This window comes from Ideonella sp. FW305-24, assembly GCF_058788035.1.
This window is the reverse complement of record NZ_JBYTAI010000010.1, coordinates 1-20,704: the sequence shown is the minus strand read 5'-3', so window position 1 is coordinate 20,704 and position 20,704 is coordinate 1. Positions and strand designations below refer to the sequence as shown.

The following is a 20,704-nucleotide window of genomic DNA, read 5'->3' as shown; positions in this document are numbered from 1 at the left end:
CATCCCAGTAGGTTGGCGGGTCTTTGAACATGGAGACCGGCTGCGGGAAGCCGGCTGTCCACCCCCGGCTCAGCGCGCGGGCTGGATCACCACATAGTTGACCCACTCGCCGCGGCGCACCAGCACCGTGACCCGCTTGGTCTTGTCAAGCTTGGCGACAACGCCGCCGAACTGCTTGGCATCGCTGATCTGCACGTTGTCGACCGACAGGATCACATCGCCCTCGCGCAGGCCGGCACGGGCCGCAGCGCCTTCCACACTGTCGACCTTCACACCGCCCTTGACGCGCAAGTCGCGCTTCTCCGCCTCGGTCAAGTCCACCACGTTCAGGCCCAGCGAAGCTTTCACTGGCGCTGCAGGCACGGCCGGCTTTTCAGCTTCGAACTCGCCCACGGTCACCGCGACATCCTTGTAGCTGCCACGGCGGAACAGTTGCAGCATGACCTTGCTGCCCGGTTTCACGGCGCTGATCATGCGCGGCAGATCGGTGGCGCGCTCCACGGCCTTGCCATCGACCTTGACGATGATGTCGCCCGCTTCCAGCCCGGCCTTCTCGGCAGGTTGGCCGGCTTCGACCGACTGCACCATCGCGCCGCTGGCCTTGCCCAAGCCGATCGATTCCGCGACCTCCTTGGTCACCGGTGCGATTGCCACGCCAATGCGGCCACGGATCACCCGGCCGGTAGCACGCAATTGATCGGCCACGCGGATCGCTTCGTCGATGGGGATGGAGAACGAGATGCCGGCATAACCGCCAGACGGGCTGTAGATCTGCGAGTTGATGCCGACGACTTCGCCGCGCATGTTGATCAGCGGCCCCCCAGAGTTGCCGGGGTTGATCGCCACGTCGGTCTGGATGAAGGGCAGCAGTTCGCCGGTGTCGCGCTGCTTGGCACTGACGATGCCAGCGGTCACCGAGTTGTCCAGGCCGAACGGCGAGCCGATCGCCATGACCCATTCGCCGACCTTCAGCTTGCCGACATCGCCGACCTTCACGAACGGCAGGCCAGCCGCTTCGATCTTCACGATGGCCACGTCGCTGCGCTTGTCTGCGCCAATGACCTTGCCCTTGAACTCGCGCTTGTCGGTCAGCGTCACCAGCAGTTCGTCGGCACCGTCGACCACGTGCGCATTGGTCATCACGAGGCCATCGGCGCTGAGGATGAAGCCTGAGCCGATGCCGCGCCGCGTCGGCTCGTCGTCATCGTCGCCATTGCCACCGCCGCGCGGCGTGTTGCGCGGCATCGGAATGCCGAAGCGCTTGAAGAACTCTTCCAGGCCCGGGTCCATCTGCGGGCCAGCACCCGCGCCACCGCGGCCCAGATGCACCTTCTCGCTGGTACGGATGTTCACCACTGCCGGGCCGACCTGTTCGACCAGGTCGGTGAAATCGGGCAGCACCCGGCTCTGCGCCAATGCGGGCGCCGGCAGCAAACCCGCCGCGGAAACGCTCAGCAGCGCAACGGCCACACCAACGCGCGCACGCTCGCGCACGGACGAAACAACACCCCCAAACATGCCTTCTCCTTCTTGGGAACCACCGCCTCTGGTGGGCGGACTGCAAAACCTCAGGGTCTCAACGCTTGTGGTCCAGCGCGGCCGCGATCTTCTTCAGCGTGTCCATGGGCACGTCGCCCATCACGGTCACCCACTGATCATCGCGCCTGGCCATCAAGGTGTGAGTTGCCCCGATGGCCGCGTGGACTTCGCGTTGGTGCCGCTCGGGCTGGAAAGGTTCAATGAACACCGACACGTGGGTCAGCCCATCGGAATAGATGGCTTGCAGCACGATGGGGGCATCCGCGGCGCCCGTCGGGTCCAGCGAGCGCTTGGCGCAATGCACTTCGCGAAAACCGGCAGGCAACGCAGCCAGCGTCCAGCCTTCGGCGTCCAGCGATGTCGGCAGCACGGCGGGCCGCAGCACGCGATACCCGTCGCGCTTTTTCATGCCGGCCAGCACCTGGTCGGGCTGAGGCTTCACGCCAATGACCAACTCGGAGAACGCGGCCGACTCCAAGGTCTGGCCGCTGCTGCCAATCACCTCAGCGCGCAGCAGCAAACCGGTCTGATGCTCGGCCCACAGGCGCTGGCTGAAGCGGGCGTTGTCCTTGGCCTTCAGCAAGACCACGTCGGCGTCCAGGCCAGCCACGCGGTCACGGCCGAGCGAACGCAGCTCATACCACTCCAGCACGCGGCGCTCCGAGCCTGACAGCAGCGACGGGAACGTGGCGCGGGGGTCGCGCCGCTCAATCAGCGCAACGCGGGCGCGCGGCCACAGCGTCTGCACCTCGTCGTTGTGGCGCCAGATGCTGCGCGGCTCGCCGTCCAGTGCTTCGACACGCTCGTATTGCTGGGTGCCATCGAAATAGTGCGCGACGCGCGAACTGCTGACCGAGCCGCCACCACTGACCACCAGCGTGCCCTGGTAGTTCCGCGAAGCTGCGGCTTCGCTGCTTCGCATCAGCCATGCACGCGCATCCAGCGTGCCGGCTGCATCACTCGCCGCCTGCGCAAGCGCAGCCGCCGACCCGCTGGCAAGCAGACAAGACATCAATACACCGGGCCAGACGCGCCATGGCGCCAGCGAGGCGCCGATCCAAGCCGCACCCGCCATCCGCCTTGCGACCCAAGGCCTGCTCTCCGCTGTCATCTTGCGGTCAGCGGCCTTCCGGCGTGAGCGCGACCTGGCGCACACCACCGGGCGCGGCCAGCGAAGGCCCTTGCGCGAACTGGCGGTGTGCCGCAAGGTAGCGGTCCAGGTCCTGGCTGCGTTCCATCGCGTTGCCCGATTCGGTCAACGAAGCCGGCGTCGAGGCACTTTCATCCGCCTGCGCCAGCTCTGCAGCGACCGGCGCCTCCGAAGATGGACCAGCGCGCCAGACCAGCGACACACCGGCCACGACCATGAAGCTGGCAGCAACCGCCGCCGTCGTCGTCCAGCCCCGCCGCGCCCGCCCGATGGCAGCCACCCGGCCGCTCCCGCCCGCCGCGGCTACTACCGCCGGCTTCGCCGGCTGCACCACCAGCGCCGCCGGCGCAAGCACCACCGGCTCCTGGGCCAGCTTGCTACGCAAGGCAGTCAGGAAACTGGCGTCCTGCTTCGGTGCCGACGCGAGGTCGTCCGAGCGCAGCACGTCCCCGATCAGCGCATAGCAGTGCCAGCTCGCGCGCAGCTCGGGGTCTTGGCGCCAGGCATCCACCGACAGGCGCAGTTCGCGCCCATCGGCCTCGCCATCGCTCAGTGCCGAAAGGCCCTGCAGCATGCGCTCATGATCGTTCGACGGCTCCAACATCATCTCAGCTCCAGACAGCGGTCAGGCTCGACAAAATCCAGGTCACCAACGTTCACCGTTTTGGGTATCCAACAGCGGTTTCAAGCGCAGTGCGATCGCTTCACGGGCGCGAAAAATCCGCGATCGAACGGTACCGATCGGGCAATTCATCACGTCAGCAATCTCTTCGTAACTCAGTCCTTCGATCTCGCGCAGCGTAATGGCCTGCCGCAAGTCCTCGGACAAGGCCTCGATCGCCGCGTTCACCGTGGATGCAATTTCCTTGCTCGCCAACAGGGCCTCAGGCGTGGCCATGTCGATTTGTTCCATTTGCGGCCGGGAAGTTTCGTCATCGTCATCCCCTGTTGCCATTGCGGCTTCGGTGATCACGGGATCCCGCTTCAAATCGACCAGCGCCTTCTTCGCGGTGTTGACCGCGATCCGGTAAAGCCAGGTGTAAAACGCACTCTCGCCACGGAACTGCGGCAACGCACGATAAGCGCGGATGAAGGTCTCCTGGGCAATGTCGAACACCAGGTCGCTGTCGCGCACCATGCGGCCGATCAGCCGCTCGATGCGACGCTGGTACTTGACCACCAGCATTTCGAAAGCCTTGACGTCGCCCTGCTTGACGCGCTCGACCAGCGCGGCGTCGACATCGGGTTGCAGGCTGCTCATGCGACGGGCGCTCCCGCACCCGAAACGGGCTCCTGCATGCGAACCTGCACGTTCACCGGCGGCGTGCGCACCGCGATGCGCAGCGCATGCCAAGCCACCGCTCCCGCGGCGCCGCGGGACATTGGCAAGTGGCGAACTGGCTGGCCGGCGATGCCGTGCCAACGCAGCAGCATCCAATCGCCCCAGTCCAGCACCAGCGTCGGCGTGCCAGCAGTGTCCAGCGTGCGACCGTCAGCGGCGAGCAGGCCCCAGCCCGCGCCATCCCAACGCAGGCGCATGACCGGCCGTGTTGCCAGGTATCGATAAAACCCAGCGGCCAGCAAGGCTCCGGCCGCCAGCAGTTCGAACATGCCACCCGCACCTGGCAGCGCGCCAGCGACGGGCCAACCGGCCCGCTGGCGCAAGTGCATCCACAACCAGCCCACGAAGGCGCTCACCGCCAGACCACCGATGGCCGCAACCAGCGCGGACCAGAGGCCACGCCTTGCAAGCGCACAGTCAGAGGGCGGCGGCGTGCGGCGCATCAGGCCCGCCTCGACAGCATGGGGCGACGCAACAACTTGGCTCGCGTGGCGGCGCTCAAATGCGCCTGAACACCAGCGTGCCGTTGGTGCCGCCGAAGCCGAAGTTGTTTTTCACCGCGATGTCGATCTTCATCTCGCGCGCCGTGTTGGCGCAATAGTCCAGGTCGCACTCGGGATCCTGGTTGAAGATGTTGATGGTCGGCGGTGAAATCTGGTGATGCAGCGCCAGCACGGTAAACACCGATTCGATGCCGCCCGCGCCACCCAACAGGTGGCCGGTCATCGACTTGGTAGAGTTCACGACCAGGCGCCTGGCGTGGTCGCCAAAAGCCAGCTTGATCGCGTTGGTCTCGTTCAGGTCACCCAGCGGCGTCGAGGTGCCGTGGGCATTCAGATACTGCACCGCGTCTGCATTGAGGCCGGCGTCGCGCAGTGCTGCCTTCATCGAGCGCTTGGGGCCATCCACGCTGGGCGCAGTCATGTGATAGGCGTCGGCACCCATGCCGAAGCCGATCACCTCCGCATAAATCCTGGCGCCACGCTTCTTCGCGTATTCGTATTCTTCCAGGACCACCACGCCACCGCCCTCGCCCAGCACGAAGCCGTCTCGGTCACGGTCCCATGGCCGCGAAGCGGTCGCCGGGTCATCATTGCGGGTGGACAGCGCGCGCGCAGCCGCAAAGCCGCCAACTCCCAGCATCGACACCGTGGCCTCGGCACCGCCGGCGACCATGACGTCCGCATCGCCGTAGCCGATCATGCGTGCCGACTGGCCGATGCAATGCAAGCCAGTGGTACAAGCGGTGACCACGGCCAGGTTCGGGCCGGTGAAACCGAAGCGGATCGAGACATGGCCGGAGATCATGTTGATGATCGAGGCCGGGACGAAAAATGGGGAGATGCGGCGCGGGCCACGATCAACGACCATGCGCGCGGTCTGCTCGATCTCCGGCAGACCGCCGATGCCCGAGCCGATCATGCAGCCGATGCGCTCGGCCGTCTCCTCGGTCAGCGCGTCGCCAGTGGGCAGCCCGGCATCCTGCACGGCCTGGATGGCAGCGGCCACGCCAAAGTGGATGAAGCTGTCCATGTGCTTGGCTTCCTTGCCGGGAACGTACTCCTCGACATTGAAGCCCTTGACCTCGCCTGCAAACTGGCAGGCGATGCCGGAGGCATCGAACTTGGTGATGGGCGCGATGCCGGAACGACCTGCAAGCAGGTTGCTCCAGCCCTCGGAAACCGTGTTGCCGACCGGGCTGATCAGCCCCAGGCCGGTGATGACGACACGTCGACGGGTCATGCGTTCAGATCAGATCGTTGCGGGGGCGGAACTGCAAGGCCTTGTCAGGCCTTGGCGTTGCCCTTGGCATAGTCGATCGCCAACTGGACAGTGGTGATCTTCTCGGCTTCCTCATCAGGAATCTCAATGCCGAATTCATCTTCCAGGGCCATCACCAGTTCGACGGTGTCGAGCGAGTCGGCACCCAGGTCGGCCACGAAGGCTTTTTCGTTGGTGACGTCGGCCTCGGGAACACCCAGTTGCTCGGCGATGATTTTCTTGACGCGTGCTTCGATGTCGCTCATGACTCCTCCAGGAGGGATTGCGTAAAACGGGCCGGATTCTACGCTGGCAAGCGCAGAGCCCGGCGGGGGGATCAGTTCATGAACATGCCGCCATTGACGTGCAGCTCTGTTCCAGTGATGTAACCCGCTTCCGGGCTGGCGAGGAAGGCAACCGCATGCGCGATCTCCTCCGGCTGGCCCAGGCGCTGCAACGGGATCTGCTGCAGCAGCGCAGCCTTCTGCGCCTCGGGTAGAGTGTCGGTCATGTCGGTGGCAATGAAGCCGGGCGCGACGCAATTGACCGTGATGTTTCGGCTGCCGAGCTCGCGCGCCAGCGCGCGCGTCATGCCGGCCACACCGGCCTTGGCGGCTGCGTAGTTGGCCTGGCCCGGATTGCCGGAAGCGCCAACCACCGAGGTGATGCTGATGATGCGGCCGAAGCGCTGCTTCATCATCGGGCGGATCGCCGCCCGCGCAAGCCGGAAGACGGCGCGCAGGTTGGTGTCCAGCACGGCATCCCAGTCGTCGTCCTTCATGCGCATGGCCAACTGGTCGCGCGTGATGCCGGCATTGTTGACCAGCACATGCAGGCCACCCTGATCCTTGACCAGTTGGTCCATGCAGGCGTCCACCGCAGCGGCGTCGGTCACATCCAGCTTCAGGCCGTCGCAGCCAGGGAATTCGGCCAGCGCGTCGCGAATCGCCTGCGCTCCGGCATCGGTGGTGGCGGTGCCCAGCACGCGAAAGCCGCGTGCGGCCAAGGTCAGCGCAATTGCCCGGCCGATGCCGCGCGTCGCGCCAGTCACCAGCGCAACCTGGGCCGGCGCCGCTAAGGTGTTTGCAACCGTGCTCATGCCAATGCCTCCTTGGCCAGGGCCAGGCTGGCCGGGTCGAACACGCAGACCGCATTCAGTTCAGGCTCGATGCGCTTGACCATGCCGGTCAGCGCACGGCCAGGGCCGCACTCGATCACGTCCGTCAGGCCTTGCGCACGCAAGGCATGCACGACCTCAACCCAGCGCACCGGGCCAAAGGCCTGGCGGTACAGCGCGTCGCGGATCGCTTCATCGCTGGTTTCAACCTTCACGTCGATGTTGTTGACCACCGGCACACCGGGTGCTGCAAAGGTGGTTTCCGCCAGCTTCACCTTCAGCGCTTCGGCGGCAGGCTTCATCAGCGTGGAATGGAATGGCGCCGAGACCGACAGCAGCAAGGCACGCTTGGCGCCCATGCCCTTCAGCGTGGCGCAGGCTGTGTCCACGCCCAGCTTGGTGCCGGCGATCACGGTCTGCTTCGGGTCGTTGAAATTGACTGCCTCCACCATCTCGCCGCAAGACTGCATGGCCTCGGCGCAACCGGCCCGGACCATCTGCGCGTCCAGCCCGAGGATGGCCGCCATGCCGCCCTGGCCAACCGGCACCGCATCCTGCATGGCCTGCGAGCGCAGCCGCACCAGCACCAGCGCATCGGCCAGCGTCAGGCTGCCGGAGGCCACCAGCGCGGTGTATTCGCCCAGCGAATGGCCAGCCATGGCCGCCGGCACGAAACCCGTCTCGGCAGACCATGCGCGGTAGCAGGCCAAACCCGCCACCAGCATCACCAACTGGGTGTTGACGGTCAGGTCCAGCTGCTCTTTCGGGCCTTGCTGGATCAGCGTACGCAGGTCGCGGTCGAGCACGCCGCTGGACTCATCCAGCGTCTGCTGCACGGCGGGGTGCCGGCCCCATGCGTCGAGCATGCCGACGGATTGGGAACCCTGTCCGGGAAAGACAACAGCGAATCGTTTCATGGGATCACACCAGCTTGGGTCGAATCTTCAGAAATCCAGCAGCACCGCGCCCCAGGTGAAGCCACCACCCACCCCTTCGAGCAGGACGGTCTGGCCACGTTGCACGCGGCCGGAGCGCACGGCATGGTCCAGGGCCAGCGGAATGGACGCAGCAGAAGTGTTGCCATGTTCGTCCACCGTGACGATCAGCTTGTCGGCGCCAAGCTTCAGCTTGCGCGCCGTGCCCTGCATGATGCGGATGTTGGCCTGATGCGGAATCAGCCAGTCGATGTCGGCCTCGGTGCGCCCAGCTGCGGCCAGGGTTTCCCGCGCCACGCTCTCCAGCACCGACACCGCCAGCTTGAACACCGCCTGACCATCCATCTTCAGCAATGGATCGCCCAGCACCTGGCCGCCCGCGACTGTACCCGGCACGCACAGGATCTCGCGGTAGCGGCCGTCCGCATGCATGCGACTGGCCAGGATGCCAGGCTCGTCCGAGGCTTCCAGCACCACGGCGCCAGCGCCATCACCAAACAGCACGCAAGTCGTGCGGTCGTTGAAGTCCAGGATGCGCGAGAACACTTCAGCACCGATCACCAGCGCGCAACGCGCAGCGCCGGTGCGGACCATCGAATCCGCCACGGAGAGCGCGTAGACGAAGCCGGAGCACACCGCTTGCAGGTCGAAGACCGGGCAACCGTGCACGCCAAGCTTGCGCTGGATGATGCTGGCGGTCGACGGGAAGACCATGTCCGGCGTGGACGTGGCGACGATGATCAGGTCGACCTCGTCGGCGCGCCGGCCGGCGGCTTCCAGCGCATTCAGCGCCGCGCCCAGGCCCAGGTCGCTGGCACATTGTTCGGCGGCGGCAAAGTGACGCGCCCGGATGCCGGTGCGCTCGACGATCCAGGTGTCCGAAGTCTCCAGGCCACGCTCGGCCAGTTCAGCGGCCAGCTCTTCGTTGCTCACGCGGCGCGTCGGCAACATGCTGCCGGTGCCGGTGATGCGGGCGTGACGAGCAGGTGGCATCACCGCGGGAAACTGGGGGCTGGGCAGCGATGCGCTGGCGGCAGCACCCGAAGAGGCAGAAGAAAGCGTCATGCAGCGGGTCGGACCGGCTGATCACCGGGAAGCGCAGGCATGGCCTGCAGGGTCTCGACGATGCGGTCATGGACCTGGTCGAGCAAGCGGTTGTGCGCCGCATCATAAGCCCGCGACAAGGCACGGCCAAAGGCGTACGCATCGGCAGAACCATGGCTCTTGAACACCAGGCCCTGCAAACCCAGCAACGCAGCGCCGTTGTAGCTGCGCGGGTCGACCCGCGCCCGGAAGCGCTTGAGCACCGGCATCGCCACCAGCGCAGCCAGCTTGGTCAGCCAGTTGCGGGTGAATTCTTCGCGGATGAACTGACTCAGCGCGTGCGCCAGGCCTTCGGTGGTCTTCAGCGCGACATTGCCGACAAAGCCGTCGCAAACAACGATGTCCGCCGTGCCTTCGAAGATGTCGTTGCCTTCGACATTGCCGTGGTAATTCAGGTGCCCGCTGGCAGCTGCAGCGCGCAGCAGGTCGCCGGCACGCTTGATGGTTTCGCTGCCCTTGATCACCTCGGAGCCGATGTTCAGCAGGCCCACGGTTGGATTGGGCTTGCCCTCGACCGCCGCAACCAGCGCGCTGCCCATGATGGCGAACTGCAGCAGGTGCTCCGCCGAGCAGTCCACATTGGCGCCCAGGTCCAGCATGGTGGTGAACTCGCCGCGCACGTTCGGGATGACCGAGGCGATGGCCGGACGGTCAATGCCCTCCAGCGTCTTCAGCAGGTAACGCGCCAATGCCATCAAGGCACCGGTGTTGCCAGCCGAAATGCAGGCATCGGCCTTGGCCACGCCGTCACGCAGCTTGAGCTGCGAGATGGCGATGCGCATCGAAGAATCCTTCTTGCGGCGCAAGGCCACCTCGACCGGATCGTCCATGGCCACCACCTCAGTAGCGGTGACCAGCGTGCAGCGTGGCCAGTGCGCGGCAGGCATCAGCGCATCGGCCGTGCCCACCAGCAGCAATTCCACGTCTGGATGCGAGTCCAGGAAAGCCCGGCAGGCCGGCAGCGTGACCGAGGGTCCATGGTCGCCACCCATGCAGTCCACCGCCAGGCGGACGCGGCTCAGCGGCGTCAAGGAAACAGATTCGGACACGGCAATCTCAGGCCAGGACGGCCCGACTCACAACGAAGCAGCCACGACAAAACCCGCGCGAACTGGCTTCAGAACAGCGAGGCGGCGCGGGATTTGAATTGGGGTGCGGAACTGCCACCCTGAACACGGGCGGCATGCACTCGGGGCAGGCAAAGCGCCAACCCATGAGCCCAACGGGCAGGTCAGGCGTCTGCCTTGGTCTTCAGGACCTTGCGGCCACGGTAGAAGCCGGTCGGGCTGATGTGGTGGCGCAGATGGATTTCGCCGGTGGTCGACTCGACCGCCGTGCCCGGCTGGGTCAGCGCGTTGTGCGAACGGTGCATGCCACGCTTGGAGGGCGACTTCTTGTTTTGCTGAACGGCCATGGAATTCTCCTGGGACGCCGGGGCCCCGGCGAATAACGACGCTGCTGCAGCGAGCCAGCCCTACAGAGCAGCCGCGCAAAGCGCCAAAGTCAATGAAATCGGTGAGACCTGAGGCCACCGAACCGCATGAGCCAAGGCCAATGACCGCCCATCAGGGCATGCCAAAACGCTCGGGACCTTGACCAGAACCTCGGCCAGAAACTGGCTGTGGCGCCTGGCCCATCCGGCCCGCTCGACCCCCGCTCGATCGCCAGTCAGCTGGTAGCTGAAGGGCAATGCGGAAAAGCCGCGGATCATAGCACGGATCAATTGACCAGAACAGCCGTGGGGCACGGCCTGACCCACCGTGCCCCCGGCATGACCCAACCCATCAATCCGGCTTTTTCTTCAGCTGCGCCAGCACCGCAAACGGATTGGGCTGAGCCTCGTCAGCCTCGATTTCATCGTCCGGCAAAGGCAGCGGCTCGGGGCACACCTCATGGCGCGGCACCAGCGGCAAGGCCAGCAACAGTTCGTCCTCCACCAGCTCGCGCAAATCGGTCCAGCGCTGCAAGGCCAGCACATCGTCCTCGCTGTCGGCGTCCATCTCTGCGGCAGACGCCTCGTCCGACACGAAACGCAGCGAGCAATCCACGGCCACATCACTGGCCACCGGCCCTAGGCAGCGCTGGCAGCAAAGACTCAACTTAACCTCGGCCTGCAAGTGCAACCAGACCTCGGGCGAACCACCCCTCACTGGGCGCTGCTCGCCTTCAGCCTGCCAGCGCACCACGGCAGGGTCAGCATCGCCCGTCAACAGCTGGGCCTCGTCCAGCCGAGACATTTCGCTGACCGGCCACTGCCCGGAAATCAAACGCCCCTGCTCAGCCAGGGCAGCCACATCCAGACGCAGCGGGTCAGGTGCGGAAGAAGACGCGGAAACACTCATGGCGCCAGTGTACGGCGGTGGCCGATGGGAGAATCCTACGATGACCGAGTTGTCCGCCACCCTGCCCCCTTCACACACAGCGCCTCGCCTGATCCTGGCGTCCACTTCGCGCTATCGGCGCGAGCTGCTGGAACGCCTGCGCCTGCCGTTCGACACGGTTTCGCCAGAGGTCGACGAAACGCCGCAACCCGGCGAAGCGCCAGCAGCGCTGGCCCGGCGCCTGGCGCTGGCCAAGGCGCAAGCGGTGGCCACTCGGCACCCGGATGCGATCATCATCGGCTCGGACCAGGTGGCGGACGTAGACGGTCAGCCAATCGGCAAACCCGGCACGCACGAGCGCGCGGCGCAGCAGTTGCGCCAGATGAGCGGGCGCCGCATCGTGTTCCAGACCGCACTTGCCGTGGTGCGCGCCAGCACTGGTTTCGCAGAGGTCCGGCTGGCACCGGTGCACGTGCAGTTCCGCAGCCTGAGCGAGGCCGAGATCGAGTTCTACCTTCGGCTCGAACAACCCTATGACTGCGCCGGCAGCGCCAAGTGCGAAACGCTTGGCATTGCGCTGCTGTCAGCCATCGAGTCCGACGATCCGACCGCGCTGATCGGCCTGCCGTTGATGCGCGCCTGCGAGCTGCTGCGCAGCGCCGGGCTGGACCCGTTGAAAGCAAACCCATGAGCATCACCCACACCACAGGCCGCCTGCTGCTGGTCCCGAACACGCTGGACCTGGGCACCGAGCCGGAGGCCATCGAGACCGTGCTCAGCCCGGCCATCCTGGCCATTGCCGCCCGGCTGGACCATTGGGTGGTGGAAAACGCAAAGAGCGCACGCGCATTCCTCAAGCGCGTCGATGTTTGCGTGCCATTGCACGCGCCGCTGCAAAGTCTGCACATCGTCGAGCTGCCGCGGCCGCGCAAGGGCGACCCGAATGCACAGATCGACGCGCAGGCCTGGCGTGCACTGCTCGCGCCCGCGCTGGCGGGCCATGACCTGGGCCTGCTGTCAGAAGCGGGCCTGCCTGCAGTGGCCGACCCCGGCGCAGCGCTGGTGCAAGCGGCGCACGCCGCAGGCGTGACAGTGCAACCCCTTCCCGGCGCCAGTTCGCTGACGCTGGCCCTGGCCGCCAGCGGACTCAACGGCCAGCGCTTTGCATTTGAAGGATATTTGCCGCAGGAAGCCAGCAGCCGCGCGCAGCGGGTGCGTGAGCTGGAACAGCGCTCACGCCGCGAAGGCCAGACCCAGCTGGTCATTGAAACGCCTTACCGCAACCAGGCCTTGATGACGGCGCTGCTGCAACTGCTGCAAGCCGAAACCATGCTCAGCGTGGCGTGTGGCCTGACGTCACCCGCGGGCTGGTGCAAGACCCAGTCGGTGGCGAATTGGCGTGCAGCCAAACCGGAACTGCCAGACAAGCTGCCCGCTGTCTTCATGTGGCAGGGCTGAAGGCCTCAAACCAAGTTGCGACCCACCAGCAAAACGGCGCCCCGCAGGGCGCCGTTCACGGTGGCAGCAAGCGTCAGCTCTTTGCGCCACCCAGCAAGGCTGCAAGCTTGCGCTTGGGTCGAATGTTGGGCGAGAGGCGTGCCGCCGAAGGCACGGCCGGTGCCGACTTCTCCCAGGCCGCCGGGCCATCCAGGCTGGCCGTCGGCTCGTAGGGACGATCGAAGAACGGATCACGGGGCGCGGAGCGCGACTCGCTGCGGCGCGGCGGGAAAGGCCGACGGGACTCGGCACCCTCGCCAACTGAGGCACCAGTGCGTGATTCAGTCCGCGACTCCCCGCGGTACTCAGCACGCGGCTCGGCTGCACGACCCTCGTCGCGCTGCCAACTGCTGCGGCGCGGGCGCTCCTCGTCCAGCTCCACCGCGTCCAGCTCGATCTTCTTTTTGATCAACTTTTCGATGTCACCGATCAAGCGCGTGTCATCACGCGTCACCAGCGTGATCGCCACGCCCGAAGCGCCCGCGCGACCCGTGCGGCCGATGCGGTGCACATAGTCTTCCGCATTGAACGGCACGTCGAAATTGAAGACCGCCGGCAGGTCGGCAATGTCCAGCCCGCGCGCCGCGACGTCAGTCGCAACCAGGATGTCCACCTCACCTGCCTTGAACGCAGCAAGGGACTTCAGTCGCTCATCCTGCGACTTATCCCCGTGCAAGGCCGCCGTGCGCAGGCCGTCCCGCTCGAACGAGCGCGCCAGCCGAGCTGCGCCGAGCTTGGAGTTCACGAAGATGATGGCTTGCTTGATGCCGCGCTCGCGCAGCACCTTCAGCACGGTGGCACGCTTGTCGTCATCGGTCACGCTGATGAAGCGCTGCTCCACATTGGTCGCCGTGGCATTGGCGCGCGCCACTTCCACCAGGATGGGATCCTGCAGGTAGCTGTTGGCCAGGCGCTTGATCTCGGGCGAGAAAGTCGCCGAGAACAGCAGTGTCTGGCGCTGCTTGGGCAGGTAGCTCAGGATGCGCTGCAAGTCTGGCAGGAAGCCGATGTCCAGCATGCGGTCAGCCTCGTCCAGCACCACGTACTCAACCTGGTTCAGCACGCAGTTCTTGGCCTCGATGTGATCCAGCAAGCGGCCCGGCGTGGCGATCAACACCTCGACGCCGCCCTTGAGCTCAAGCGTCTGCGGCTTCATGTCCACACCGCCAAACACCACCGCTGCACGCAGGTTGCTGTGCTTGGCATAGGCCTTCACACTGTTCGCAACCTGGTCCGCCAACTCACGGGTAGGCGCCAGCACCAGCGCCCGCACCGGATGCCGGGCAGGCGACACACTGCTGGTCTCATGCCGCATCATCTTCTGCAGCAGCGGAATCGAGAAGGCAGCCGTCTTGCCGGTGCCGGTCTGTGCCGCCCCCATCACATCCTTGCCTTCCAGCACGAGGGGAATGGCCTTCGCCTGGATGGGCGTCATGAACGCATAGCCCTGATCCGCCACGGCCCGCAGCAGCTTGGGGTCCAGCGGCAGGGTGTCAAAACGAGCGGGAGGGGTCGGCGCCTCGATGGCGTCCGGCGGCACGAGGGCGGCGGTTTCGTTGGTCATTGCCCTCCATTATCGCCCGGAAAGGCTTGACACGCACGAAGGAAGGCGGCATGAGGCATCGTGACGAAGGGACTTCGGGGAATTTTAGCCTCTGGCGACCTCAGGTTTCACCGGACGGGATGCCCGCTAGAATCGCTGGCTGTGCAGCCACTCATCAGAGCGCGCTGCGAAATCAAAACGACCTCGCTGTCATCAATGCATTCCTCGCACACCTCCGGCACCTCGCCGGTGAAGCATCTGGCTCGTTGCGGCTTGATGCTGCTGGCCTTTCAAGGCCTGCTCTCTTCGGCAGTCGCGCAGCAGCAGCAAAACAGTGACCGCGACTCGTCCAACAACAGCACAACCTCGTCCGCCGACCAGCAGGACCAAAGCTCGACACAACTCCGGCCTTCGACAGCGGAGCAGACCGCCGGCCGACAGAACGCCGACCGGAATCGGCGCGACGCACAGATCGTGGTGCAACGCGTGCCCTACGTGCCGAACGAGTTCGAGCGCTATGTGCAGGCGCAGGCATTGCGGCTGAATGTGCTGTCGCCCAACAGTACGCCAAGCCCTGGCAACAACGTCAAGCTCGACGAAGTACGTCGGCTGGGTGCGGAGTTGATGACAGACCTGCCGGATGGCATCGGCAGCCAAGATCCCCTGCCTCAGGTACCAGATGATTACGTTGTCAAGCCCGGTGACGAAATTGCGTTGACGATATGGGGATCCGCCGACGCCAATCTGCGCTTGGCGGTGGACCGCGCCGGCCAGATCGCGGTACCGCGTGTTGGAGCGATCACGGTAGGTGGCCTGCGCCAGTCGGACCTCAGCACCGCGATCAGCCGCCGGGTGGCTCAGGTTTTTCGCAACTTCCAGTTGTCGGCCAGTGTGAGCCAGCTCCGTTCGGTGCGCGTATTCGTCACCGGCTTCGCCCAACGCCCAGGGAGCGTCAGCATCAGTGCGCTTTCCTCGGTTCTCCATGCAGTGATGCGTGCTGGCGGACCGTCGGCCGCAGGCAGCTTCCGCAACATCACCCTTCGTCGAGGCGGCAAGGTCGTGGCCCAGTTGGACCTGTACGACCTGATCGTTCGTGGTGATCGCAACGGCGATCAATGGATCCAATCCGATGACGTCATTCACATCGGTGCCGTCGGTCCCCAGGTCGGTGTCATAGGCAGTGTGAACCAACCGGCCGTCGTCGAACTGAAGCCGGGCGAAACACTCGAGGATGCCATTGCCATGGTGGGTGGATTCAATGCAGTGGCAGACCGCTCAAGGGTTGCGGTAGAACGTCTCAGCGATCGAGCCGCCGGCCGCGTGAGCGAGGTATCGCTGCTCAAGCCAGAAGGCATCAAGAGCCCGCTGGGATCTGGCGACTTGGTGCGCGTTTTCAGTGCCATCAGCGCAGCACTGCCACACGAGAAGCAAAACAAGCGGGTGCGCGTGGAGGGCGAAGTAGCCCGCCCCGGGGACTACGTGCTGCCGCCAGGCAGCAGCTTGGCAGATGCCGTATTGGCAGCCGGCGGATTCACGACAGACGCTTATCTCTACGGCACTGAATTCACCCGCGAAAGCGTCCGGCAGGTTCAGCAATCCAATTTTGACCGTGCACTTCGTGATCTTGAAACGGATTTGGCCAAGGCAGCGTCCAGTCGCAGAGTCTCGACAACAGAAGAAGTGGCCAGTCTTGCAGCAGCCGACACCGCCAACGCTCGCTTGGTCGACCGTCTGCGTCAGGTGCGGCCAACAGGCCGTGTCGTGCTCCAATTGCCGCCCAACGCAACGTCCCTGCCGGCTCTTGCACTGGAGGATGGTGACCGCATCAGCATTCCAGCGCGTGGCACCTCCGTCGGCGTGTTTGGCAGCGTCTTCAACTCCGGCAGCTTTGTCTACAGCGATGACAAGAAAGTCGCGTACTACCTCTCGCAAGCTGGCGGTGCAACGCGAGGCGCGGACACTGCCAGCACATTTGTCGTTCGTGCCAACGGAACCGTTGTGAGTGCTCGCCAGGACGGCGATCTCATCTCGCAGCCGGTCCTGCCCGGCGACACCGTGTTCGTTCCGGAAGAGACCAACAAGACAACGTTCATCCAGGATGCCAAGGACTGGACTCAGATCCTTTACCAATTCGGCCTGGGCGTGGCAGGAATCAAGTCGTTGGGGTTGTAAGACATGCAGACGGAAAATTGGACCGCTGCCCCAGAAGCCGGCGAACAAGAGGGACCGGACTTTGGAAAGCTGGCCCGCACCCTACTGCCTCGCTGGCGGACCATCTCCATGGTTGCGCTGCTAGCTGGGGCTGCCGGCTATGGGGCCAGCTACTTGGTCACACCGACCTACCTGTCCCGCACCCTGTTCATGCCCCCGCAACAGCAGCAATCATCCGCCACGGCCGCCCTGTCATCGCTCGGCGCCCTGGCGGGGCTGGCTGGGGGTGCTCTGCGGACCTCGGGTGACCAGTACGTGGCCATGATGCAGAGCGTCACCGTCAGTGATCGCATCATCGACAAGTTTGATCTCAAGAAGGTCTACGAGGTCGAATACATGCAAGACGCCCGCAAGTCGCTGACAAAACGCAGCCAAATCAGCCTGGGCAAGAAGGACGGACTGATCACCGTCGAAGTAGAAGACAGTTCCCAGGAGCGAGCCGCAGCCATCGCCAACCAGTATGTCGACGAACTGCGCTGGCTCACGTCGCGACTGGCAGTCACGGAAGCTCAACAGCGTCGGCTGTTCTTTGAACGTCGACTGGAAGAGGCGAAGAACAACTTGACGGCTGCGCAACAGGCGTTGGAAGACAGCGGCTTCTCCGGTGGCGCGCTCAAGACCGAGCCGCGAACCGCGGCAGACAGCTATGCCAAGCTCAAAGCCGAGTTAACCCTTGCAGAGGTCAAAGTGCAGACGCTGCGAGGAAGCCTCGCGGATGCCTCGCCTCAGGTCGTTCAGCAACTCGCCACGGTTTCGGCACTGCGAGAACAAGTGGCGCGCCTGGAAAAAGCTAGCGCCCCAGTCGGAGAGGCATCCGCTGGCTATGTCAGTAAATACAGGGATTTCAAATACCAAGAAACGCTTTTTGATCTTTTTGCCAAGCAATATGAGCTTGCGCGCGTCGACGAGAGTCGCGAAGGCAGCCTGATTCAAGTTGTCGACGCGGCCAAGCCAGCAGAACGCAAACATGCGCCTCGCCGCAGTGTCTTTGCGGCAATCGCATTCTTTGTCGGCCTTTTTATCTCGGCGTCCTGGATTCAGATGCGACGTGTCCCGTCCGCATAAATTGCCTTTTGTGCCATTTGTAAATTGAATTTCATCATGCAAGCGAATTCCTCGGCCTTGATCGCACTCAAGGCGGGCATTGAAGCCTCCATTCAGGCCAAACAACGCCTTTTGCAAGACTCGACCCTGCTAAACAAAATCGTTGCTGTTGGCGACTTGATGTCCGAGACAGTCCGACGGGGCAATCGTGTCATTTTTGCCGGCAATGGTGGCAGCGCGGCTGACGCCCAGCACTTGGCAGCGGAATTTGTGAGCCGCTTTGAATTTGACCGTCCGGGTTTGCCTTCGCTCTCTCTGGCCACCGACACGTCCATGATCACAGCCATCGGCAACGACTACGGCTACGACAAGTTGTTCCGGCGGCAATTGGAGGCTCAAGCCCGGTCCGGGGACGTGTTCGTGGGCATCACCACATCCGGGCGCTCCAAGAACATCCTGGCGGCTTTCGAGGTTTGCGGGGCACTGGAAGTCTCGTCCGTTGCACTTTGTGGCGAAGGCGGCGACTTGGCCGGCGTGGACCACGTGCTACGGGCGCCGTCCAATCACACACCGCGAATCCAGGAGTGCCACATCCTGATCGGCCACATGCTGTGCGCACAGGTCGAAATGGCGATGTTTGCCCACCTTGCGCCGAAATGAACAAGGCACCCGCGAAATCCACTTGCGTGATCCTTGCGGGGGGCCTGGGTACCAGGCTGCGCAGTGTTGTGGCCGATGTGCCAAAGTGCTTGGCACCCATCGGCAGCCGCCCCTTCATCGACATTCAAATTCGTGCGCTGGCGAACGCCGGCGTTGACTGTGTCGTACTGTCGCTTGGCCATCTTGCCGAGTTGGTTGTCGCGGCAATCCCCCCGGACCATGCCGGCGTCCATGTGCGCCACGTGATCGAACGCGAGTTGCTCGGAACTGGTGGGGCAATTGCCTACGCCCTGGACACGTTGAATCTCGACGAGGTACTGGTTGCCAACGGCGACACCTATCTTGAAGGCAATCTCTCTGCGATGCTGTTGCCACTGGATCGCGCCAAGGGTGAGTTGTTTCGCATGGCGGTAGTCCAAGTGCCTGACCGCGCCCGCTTTGGCGGCGTCGCGACAGACGCCACGCACCACGTCACACGCTTCATCGAGAAAGGTCAGGCAGGTCCTGGAATGATCAACGCCGGTCTGTATCGCCTGTGTCGCGAAGCCTTGCCTACCGCGCGAAAAGGCGCCTATTCTCTGGAGGCGGACGTTCTGCCGAGCCTCGCAACAGAGGGCCACGTGCGCACGGCGCTGATCAATGGCGAATTCATTGACATCGGTGTTCCCGATGACTATCGCCGATTCTGCGACAGGCATGGATGAAGCTCGGCGTGCGGCTTTCATCGACCGCGACGGCGTTATCAATGCCGAACTGAACTATGTCCATCGGATCGAGGACTTTCATGTCCTTCCTGGTGTGTACGACGGCCTGCGCAAACTCGTACGCGCGGGTTTTGCGCTGGTTGTCGTCACGAATCAAGCAGGAATCGCAAAGGGTTTTTACGACGCGAGGGCCTTCGAGCAACTCACCGAACACATGCGGGCAACGTTGGCGGCCGAGGGAATCACCTTGGAAGCTGTCTACCACTGCCCACACCACCTTGCGGGCAGCGTTGCAGCCTATGCGGTCGATTGCGATTGCCGCAAACCTGCGCCCGGCATGTTGCTGCGCGCCGCACGAGAACACAAGCTCGACCTCGCGCGATCCGTGATGATCGGCGACAAGGTATCTGACACCCAGGCTGGCCGCTCGGCTGGCGTCGCATTGACGGTGCTTGTGGCGTCCGGGCATGACTTACCGGCAGATGCGCTGGCCCATGCCGACCACACTTGTACCGACTTGGCCGCGGCCGCGGATTGGGTCACCCACCAACCTATTTTCCGGGATTCCACAACATGAGCGCCAAGATCATCCGCGCCCGCGCGCCGCTGCGACTGGGCCTAGCAGGCGGCGGCACCGACGTCAGCCCTTTCAGCGACGAACACGGCGGCTGCGTGCTCAACGCCAGCATCGATCTGTACGCGCAAGCCATTCTGGAACCGCGCAGCGATGGGCGTGTTGTCTTCTGTGCCGAGGACCGAGATGAGATCGTCGACCTTCCTGCTGAGGCCGAACTGCCTGACGCAGAACCCTTGCGGCTGCATCGCGGCATATATCGTCGCATCGTGCGCCAGTTCAACGGCGGCAAGCCCCTGTCTCTCAAACTGACCACGTTTGCCGATGCACCTGCCGGTTCCGGCTTGGGCACCTCATCGACCATGGTGGTGTGCATGCTTCAAGCCTATTCGGAATGGCTGCAACTTGGCCTAGGTGAGTATGAGATCGCGCACTTGGCTTTCGAAATTGAGCGCCTCGAACTGGGTTTGGCCGGTGGCAAGCAAGACCAGTACGCAGCAGCCTTCGGTGGATTCAACTTCATCGAATTTGGCGCAAATGATCGTGTGCTCGTGAATCCATTGCGAGTAAAGGACTGGGTGATCAACGAGCTTGAGGCGTCCACGGTGCTGTACTACACCGGCCAATCACGCGAGTCCGCGCACATCATCCAGCAGCAGATCGACAACACAAAGGCCAAGAAGAGCAGTTCTATCGAAGCCATGTTCGCGCTCAAGCAGGACGCGTTTGCCATGAAAGAGGCCATCTTGCGTGGTGACCTGAGCCGATACGCTGCCATTCTCGGGCGCTCCTGGATCGCAAAGAAGCAGATGGCTCAGGGCATCACCAATCCAGAAATTGACGCGGTCTTCGACAGCGCAATTGCTGCAGGCGCTGTCGCAGGCAAGATCTCTGGTGCGGGTGGTGGTGGCTTCATGATGTTTTTCGTGCCGCCCGAGCGCCGCATGCGCATCTTGCGCGAACTGCAGCGCTTTCCGGGGACCGTGATGAACTTCCACTTCACCGGCGAAGGCGCACAGAGCTGGACGCGCCAGGACTGAACCTAAATCCGGGAGTTGCCCGGTCGCCGGCAGCGCTGTGGCTGGCCTGGGTGGCCCGATGACGGCGCGATGCGATCGCTGACGTAGTCGGCCCTGAAAATCTCCCAAGTCGTTGTCCTGAAACGACTTTCGGGTGATATCCGATGGTCAGATCTCCCGAGA

Annotated in this window: 22 protein-coding genes; 8 read left to right on the top strand and 14 right to left on the bottom strand. The window is 64.1% G+C overall.

Going from position 1 to position 20,704, the window contains the following annotated elements; genetic code table 11:
* Positions 1–69 precede the first annotated feature (69 nt).
* The 13 genes from AC3WR5_RS23345 to AC3WR5_RS23285 form a co-directional block, all read right to left on the bottom strand.
* Positions 70–1,518 carry a Do family serine endopeptidase gene (locus AC3WR5_RS23345; protein ID WP_492487527.1) on the bottom strand — a complete coding sequence of 483 codons (1,449 nt, stop codon included), beginning with the start codon at positions 1,516–1,518 and terminating at the stop codon, positions 70–72.
* Positions 1,519–1,576: 58 nt separating this feature from the next.
* The gene (locus AC3WR5_RS23340; protein ID WP_492487526.1) at positions 1,577–2,551 is read right to left on the bottom strand and encodes a MucB/RseB C-terminal domain-containing protein; all 975 of its coding nucleotides are present in this window, start codon (positions 2,549–2,551) and stop codon (positions 1,577–1,579) included.
* Between the two features lie 106 nt (positions 2,552–2,657).
* Positions 2,658–3,293: a sigma-E factor negative regulatory protein gene (locus AC3WR5_RS23335; protein WP_492487524.1), complete on the bottom strand. Its 636-nt coding sequence runs from the start codon at positions 3,291–3,293 to the stop codon at positions 2,658–2,660.
* 42 nt (positions 3,294–3,335) lie between these two features.
* The gene (rpoE, locus tag AC3WR5_RS23330; protein WP_141284201.1) at positions 3,336–3,950 is read right to left on the bottom strand and encodes an RNA polymerase sigma factor RpoE; all 615 of its coding nucleotides are present in this window, start codon (positions 3,948–3,950) and stop codon (positions 3,336–3,338) included.
* The gene (locus AC3WR5_RS23325; protein WP_492487522.1) at positions 3,947–4,387 is read right to left on the bottom strand and encodes a hypothetical protein; all 441 of its coding nucleotides are present in this window, start codon (positions 4,385–4,387) and stop codon (positions 3,947–3,949) included. The genes rpoE and AC3WR5_RS23325 overlap by 4 nt, the downstream gene beginning before the upstream one ends.
* Positions 4,388–4,529: 142 nt before the next feature.
* A complete protein-coding gene (gene fabF, locus AC3WR5_RS23320) occupies positions 4,530–5,774 on the bottom strand; it encodes a beta-ketoacyl-ACP synthase II (protein WP_492487520.1) in 1,245 nt (414 codons plus the stop codon).
* Between the two features lie 44 nt (positions 5,775–5,818).
* A complete protein-coding gene (acpP, locus tag AC3WR5_RS23315; protein ID WP_141284195.1) occupies positions 5,819–6,058 on the bottom strand; it encodes an acyl carrier protein in 240 nt (79 codons plus the stop codon).
* Positions 6,059–6,129: 71 nt separating this feature from the next.
* On the bottom strand, positions 6,130–6,891 hold the full coding sequence (gene fabG, locus AC3WR5_RS23310) for a 3-oxoacyl-ACP reductase FabG (RefSeq protein WP_492487518.1): 762 nt from the start codon (positions 6,889–6,891) through the stop codon (positions 6,130–6,132).
* On the bottom strand, positions 6,888–7,826 hold the full coding sequence (fabD, locus tag AC3WR5_RS23305) for an ACP S-malonyltransferase (protein ID WP_492487516.1): 939 nt from the start codon (positions 7,824–7,826) through the stop codon (positions 6,888–6,890). The genes fabG and fabD overlap by 4 nt, the downstream gene beginning before the upstream one ends.
* 27 nt (positions 7,827–7,853) lie before the next feature.
* On the bottom strand, positions 7,854–8,837 hold the full coding sequence (locus AC3WR5_RS23300; protein ID WP_492487753.1) for a beta-ketoacyl-ACP synthase III: 984 nt from the start codon (positions 8,835–8,837) through the stop codon (positions 7,854–7,856).
* Positions 8,838–8,905: 68 nt separating this feature from the next.
* Complete coding sequence (plsX, locus tag AC3WR5_RS23295) at positions 8,906–9,997, bottom strand: phosphate acyltransferase PlsX (protein WP_492487515.1); 1,092 nt, start codon at positions 9,995–9,997, stop codon at positions 8,906–8,908.
* Between the two features lie 182 nt (positions 9,998–10,179).
* The gene (rpmF, locus tag AC3WR5_RS23290) at positions 10,180–10,362 is read right to left on the bottom strand and encodes a 50S ribosomal protein L32 (protein WP_141284187.1); all 183 of its coding nucleotides are present in this window, start codon (positions 10,360–10,362) and stop codon (positions 10,180–10,182) included.
* A 370-nt stretch (positions 10,363–10,732) separates the two neighbouring features.
* The gene (locus AC3WR5_RS23285; protein ID WP_492487512.1) at positions 10,733–11,350 is read right to left on the bottom strand and encodes a YceD family protein; all 618 of its coding nucleotides are present in this window, start codon (positions 11,348–11,350) and stop codon (positions 10,733–10,735) included.
* Here AC3WR5_RS23285 and AC3WR5_RS23280 point away from each other — a divergent pair.
* On the top strand, positions 11,331–11,960 hold the full coding sequence (locus tag AC3WR5_RS23280) for a Maf family nucleotide pyrophosphatase (RefSeq protein ID WP_492487511.1): 630 nt from the start codon (positions 11,331–11,333) through the stop codon (positions 11,958–11,960). The genes AC3WR5_RS23285 and AC3WR5_RS23280 overlap by 20 nt on opposite strands.
* Positions 11,957–12,727 carry an SAM-dependent methyltransferase gene (locus AC3WR5_RS23275; RefSeq protein ID WP_492487509.1) on the top strand — a complete coding sequence of 257 codons (771 nt, stop codon included), beginning with the start codon at positions 11,957–11,959 and terminating at the stop codon, positions 12,725–12,727. Before AC3WR5_RS23280 ends, AC3WR5_RS23275 begins: the two co-directional genes overlap by 4 nt.
* Before the next feature lie 73 nt (positions 12,728–12,800).
* Here the strand turns inward: AC3WR5_RS23275 and AC3WR5_RS23270 are convergent, their stop codons facing one another.
* Entirely contained in the window at positions 12,801–14,330 is a 1,530-nt protein-coding gene (locus AC3WR5_RS23270; protein ID WP_492487507.1) for a DEAD/DEAH box helicase, read from the bottom strand.
* 141 nt (positions 14,331–14,471) lie between these two features.
* Here AC3WR5_RS23270 and AC3WR5_RS23265 point away from each other — a divergent pair, with 141 nt between their 5' ends.
* From AC3WR5_RS23265 to AC3WR5_RS23240, 6 genes are read left to right on the top strand one after another with little or no spacing between them, the layout of a single operon-like run.
* Positions 14,472–16,481, top strand: a complete 2,010-nt coding sequence (locus tag AC3WR5_RS23265) for an SLBB domain-containing protein (protein ID WP_492487506.1) — start codon at positions 14,472–14,474, stop codon at positions 16,479–16,481.
* A gap of 3 nt (positions 16,482–16,484) precedes the next feature.
* Positions 16,485–17,585 carry a Wzz/FepE/Etk N-terminal domain-containing protein gene (locus AC3WR5_RS23260; RefSeq protein WP_492487504.1) on the top strand — a complete coding sequence of 367 codons (1,101 nt, stop codon included), beginning with the start codon at positions 16,485–16,487 and terminating at the stop codon, positions 17,583–17,585.
* Between the two features lie 36 nt (positions 17,586–17,621).
* Complete coding sequence (locus AC3WR5_RS23255; RefSeq protein WP_492487502.1) at positions 17,622–18,224, top strand: D-sedoheptulose-7-phosphate isomerase; 603 nt, start codon at positions 17,622–17,624, stop codon at positions 18,222–18,224.
* Positions 18,221–18,928, top strand: a complete 708-nt coding sequence (locus AC3WR5_RS23250) for a nucleotidyltransferase family protein (RefSeq protein ID WP_492487501.1) — start codon at positions 18,221–18,223, stop codon at positions 18,926–18,928. Before AC3WR5_RS23255 ends, AC3WR5_RS23250 begins: the two co-directional genes overlap by 4 nt.
* A complete protein-coding gene (gmhB, locus tag AC3WR5_RS23245) occupies positions 18,894–19,505 on the top strand; it encodes a D-glycero-beta-D-manno-heptose 1,7-bisphosphate 7-phosphatase (protein WP_492487499.1) in 612 nt (203 codons plus the stop codon). Before AC3WR5_RS23250 ends, gmhB begins: the two co-directional genes overlap by 35 nt.
* Positions 19,502–20,542 (top strand): GHMP family kinase ATP-binding protein, encoded by a 1,041-nt coding sequence (locus AC3WR5_RS23240; protein ID WP_492487497.1) that lies wholly within the window; start codon positions 19,502–19,504, stop codon positions 20,540–20,542. The genes gmhB and AC3WR5_RS23240 overlap by 4 nt, the downstream gene beginning before the upstream one ends.
* Positions 20,543–20,704: the final 162 nt, after the last annotated feature.

What these genes read in the sequence shown, in the direction of transcription:
- AC3WR5_RS23345 (WP_492487527.1), bottom strand. Translation starts at nt 1,518, where the DNA reads ATGTTTGGGGGTGTTGTTTCGTCCGTGCGCGAGCGTGCGCGCGTTGGT.
- AC3WR5_RS23340 (WP_492487526.1), bottom strand. Translation starts at nt 2,551, where the DNA reads ATGTCTTGTCTGCTTGCCAGCGGGTCGGCGGCTGCGCTTGCGCAGGCG.
- AC3WR5_RS23335 (WP_492487524.1), bottom strand. Translation starts at nt 3,293, where the DNA reads ATGTTGGAGCCGTCGAACGATCATGAGCGCATGCTGCAGGGCCTTTCG.
- rpoE (WP_141284201.1), bottom strand. Translation starts at nt 3,950, where the DNA reads ATGAGCAGCCTGCAACCCGATGTCGACGCCGCGCTGGTCGAGCGCGTC.
- fabF (WP_492487520.1), bottom strand. Translation starts at nt 5,774, where the DNA reads ATGACCCGTCGACGTGTCGTCATCACCGGCCTGGGGCTGATCAGCCCG.
- acpP (WP_141284195.1), bottom strand. Translation starts at nt 6,058, where the DNA reads ATGAGCGACATCGAAGCACGCGTCAAGAAAATCATCGCCGAGCAACTG.
- fabG (WP_492487518.1), bottom strand. Translation starts at nt 6,891, where the DNA reads ATGAGCACGGTTGCAAACACCTTAGCGGCGCCGGCCCAGGTTGCGCTG.
- fabD (WP_492487516.1), bottom strand. Translation starts at nt 7,826, where the DNA reads ATGAAACGATTCGCTGTTGTCTTTCCCGGACAGGGTTCCCAATCCGTC.
- AC3WR5_RS23300 (WP_492487753.1), bottom strand. Translation starts at nt 8,837, where the DNA reads ATGCCACCTGCTCGTCACGCCCGCATCACCGGCACCGGCAGCATGTTG.
- rpmF (WP_141284187.1), bottom strand. Translation starts at nt 10,362, where the DNA reads ATGGCCGTTCAGCAAAACAAGAAGTCGCCCTCCAAGCGTGGCATGCAC.
- AC3WR5_RS23280 (WP_492487511.1), top strand. Translation starts at nt 11,331, where the DNA reads ATGACCGAGTTGTCCGCCACCCTGCCCCCTTCACACACAGCGCCTCGC.
- AC3WR5_RS23275 (WP_492487509.1), top strand. Translation starts at nt 11,957, where the DNA reads ATGAGCATCACCCACACCACAGGCCGCCTGCTGCTGGTCCCGAACACG.
- AC3WR5_RS23270 (WP_492487507.1), bottom strand. Translation starts at nt 14,330, where the DNA reads ATGACCAACGAAACCGCCGCCCTCGTGCCGCCGGACGCCATCGAGGCG.
- AC3WR5_RS23260 (WP_492487504.1), top strand. Translation starts at nt 16,485, where the DNA reads ATGCAGACGGAAAATTGGACCGCTGCCCCAGAAGCCGGCGAACAAGAG.
- AC3WR5_RS23255 (WP_492487502.1), top strand. Translation starts at nt 17,622, where the DNA reads ATGCAAGCGAATTCCTCGGCCTTGATCGCACTCAAGGCGGGCATTGAA.
- AC3WR5_RS23250 (WP_492487501.1), top strand. Translation starts at nt 18,221, where the DNA reads ATGAACAAGGCACCCGCGAAATCCACTTGCGTGATCCTTGCGGGGGGC.
- gmhB (WP_492487499.1), top strand. Translation starts at nt 18,894, where the DNA reads ATGACTATCGCCGATTCTGCGACAGGCATGGATGAAGCTCGGCGTGCG.
- AC3WR5_RS23240 (WP_492487497.1), top strand. Translation starts at nt 19,502, where the DNA reads ATGAGCGCCAAGATCATCCGCGCCCGCGCGCCGCTGCGACTGGGCCTA.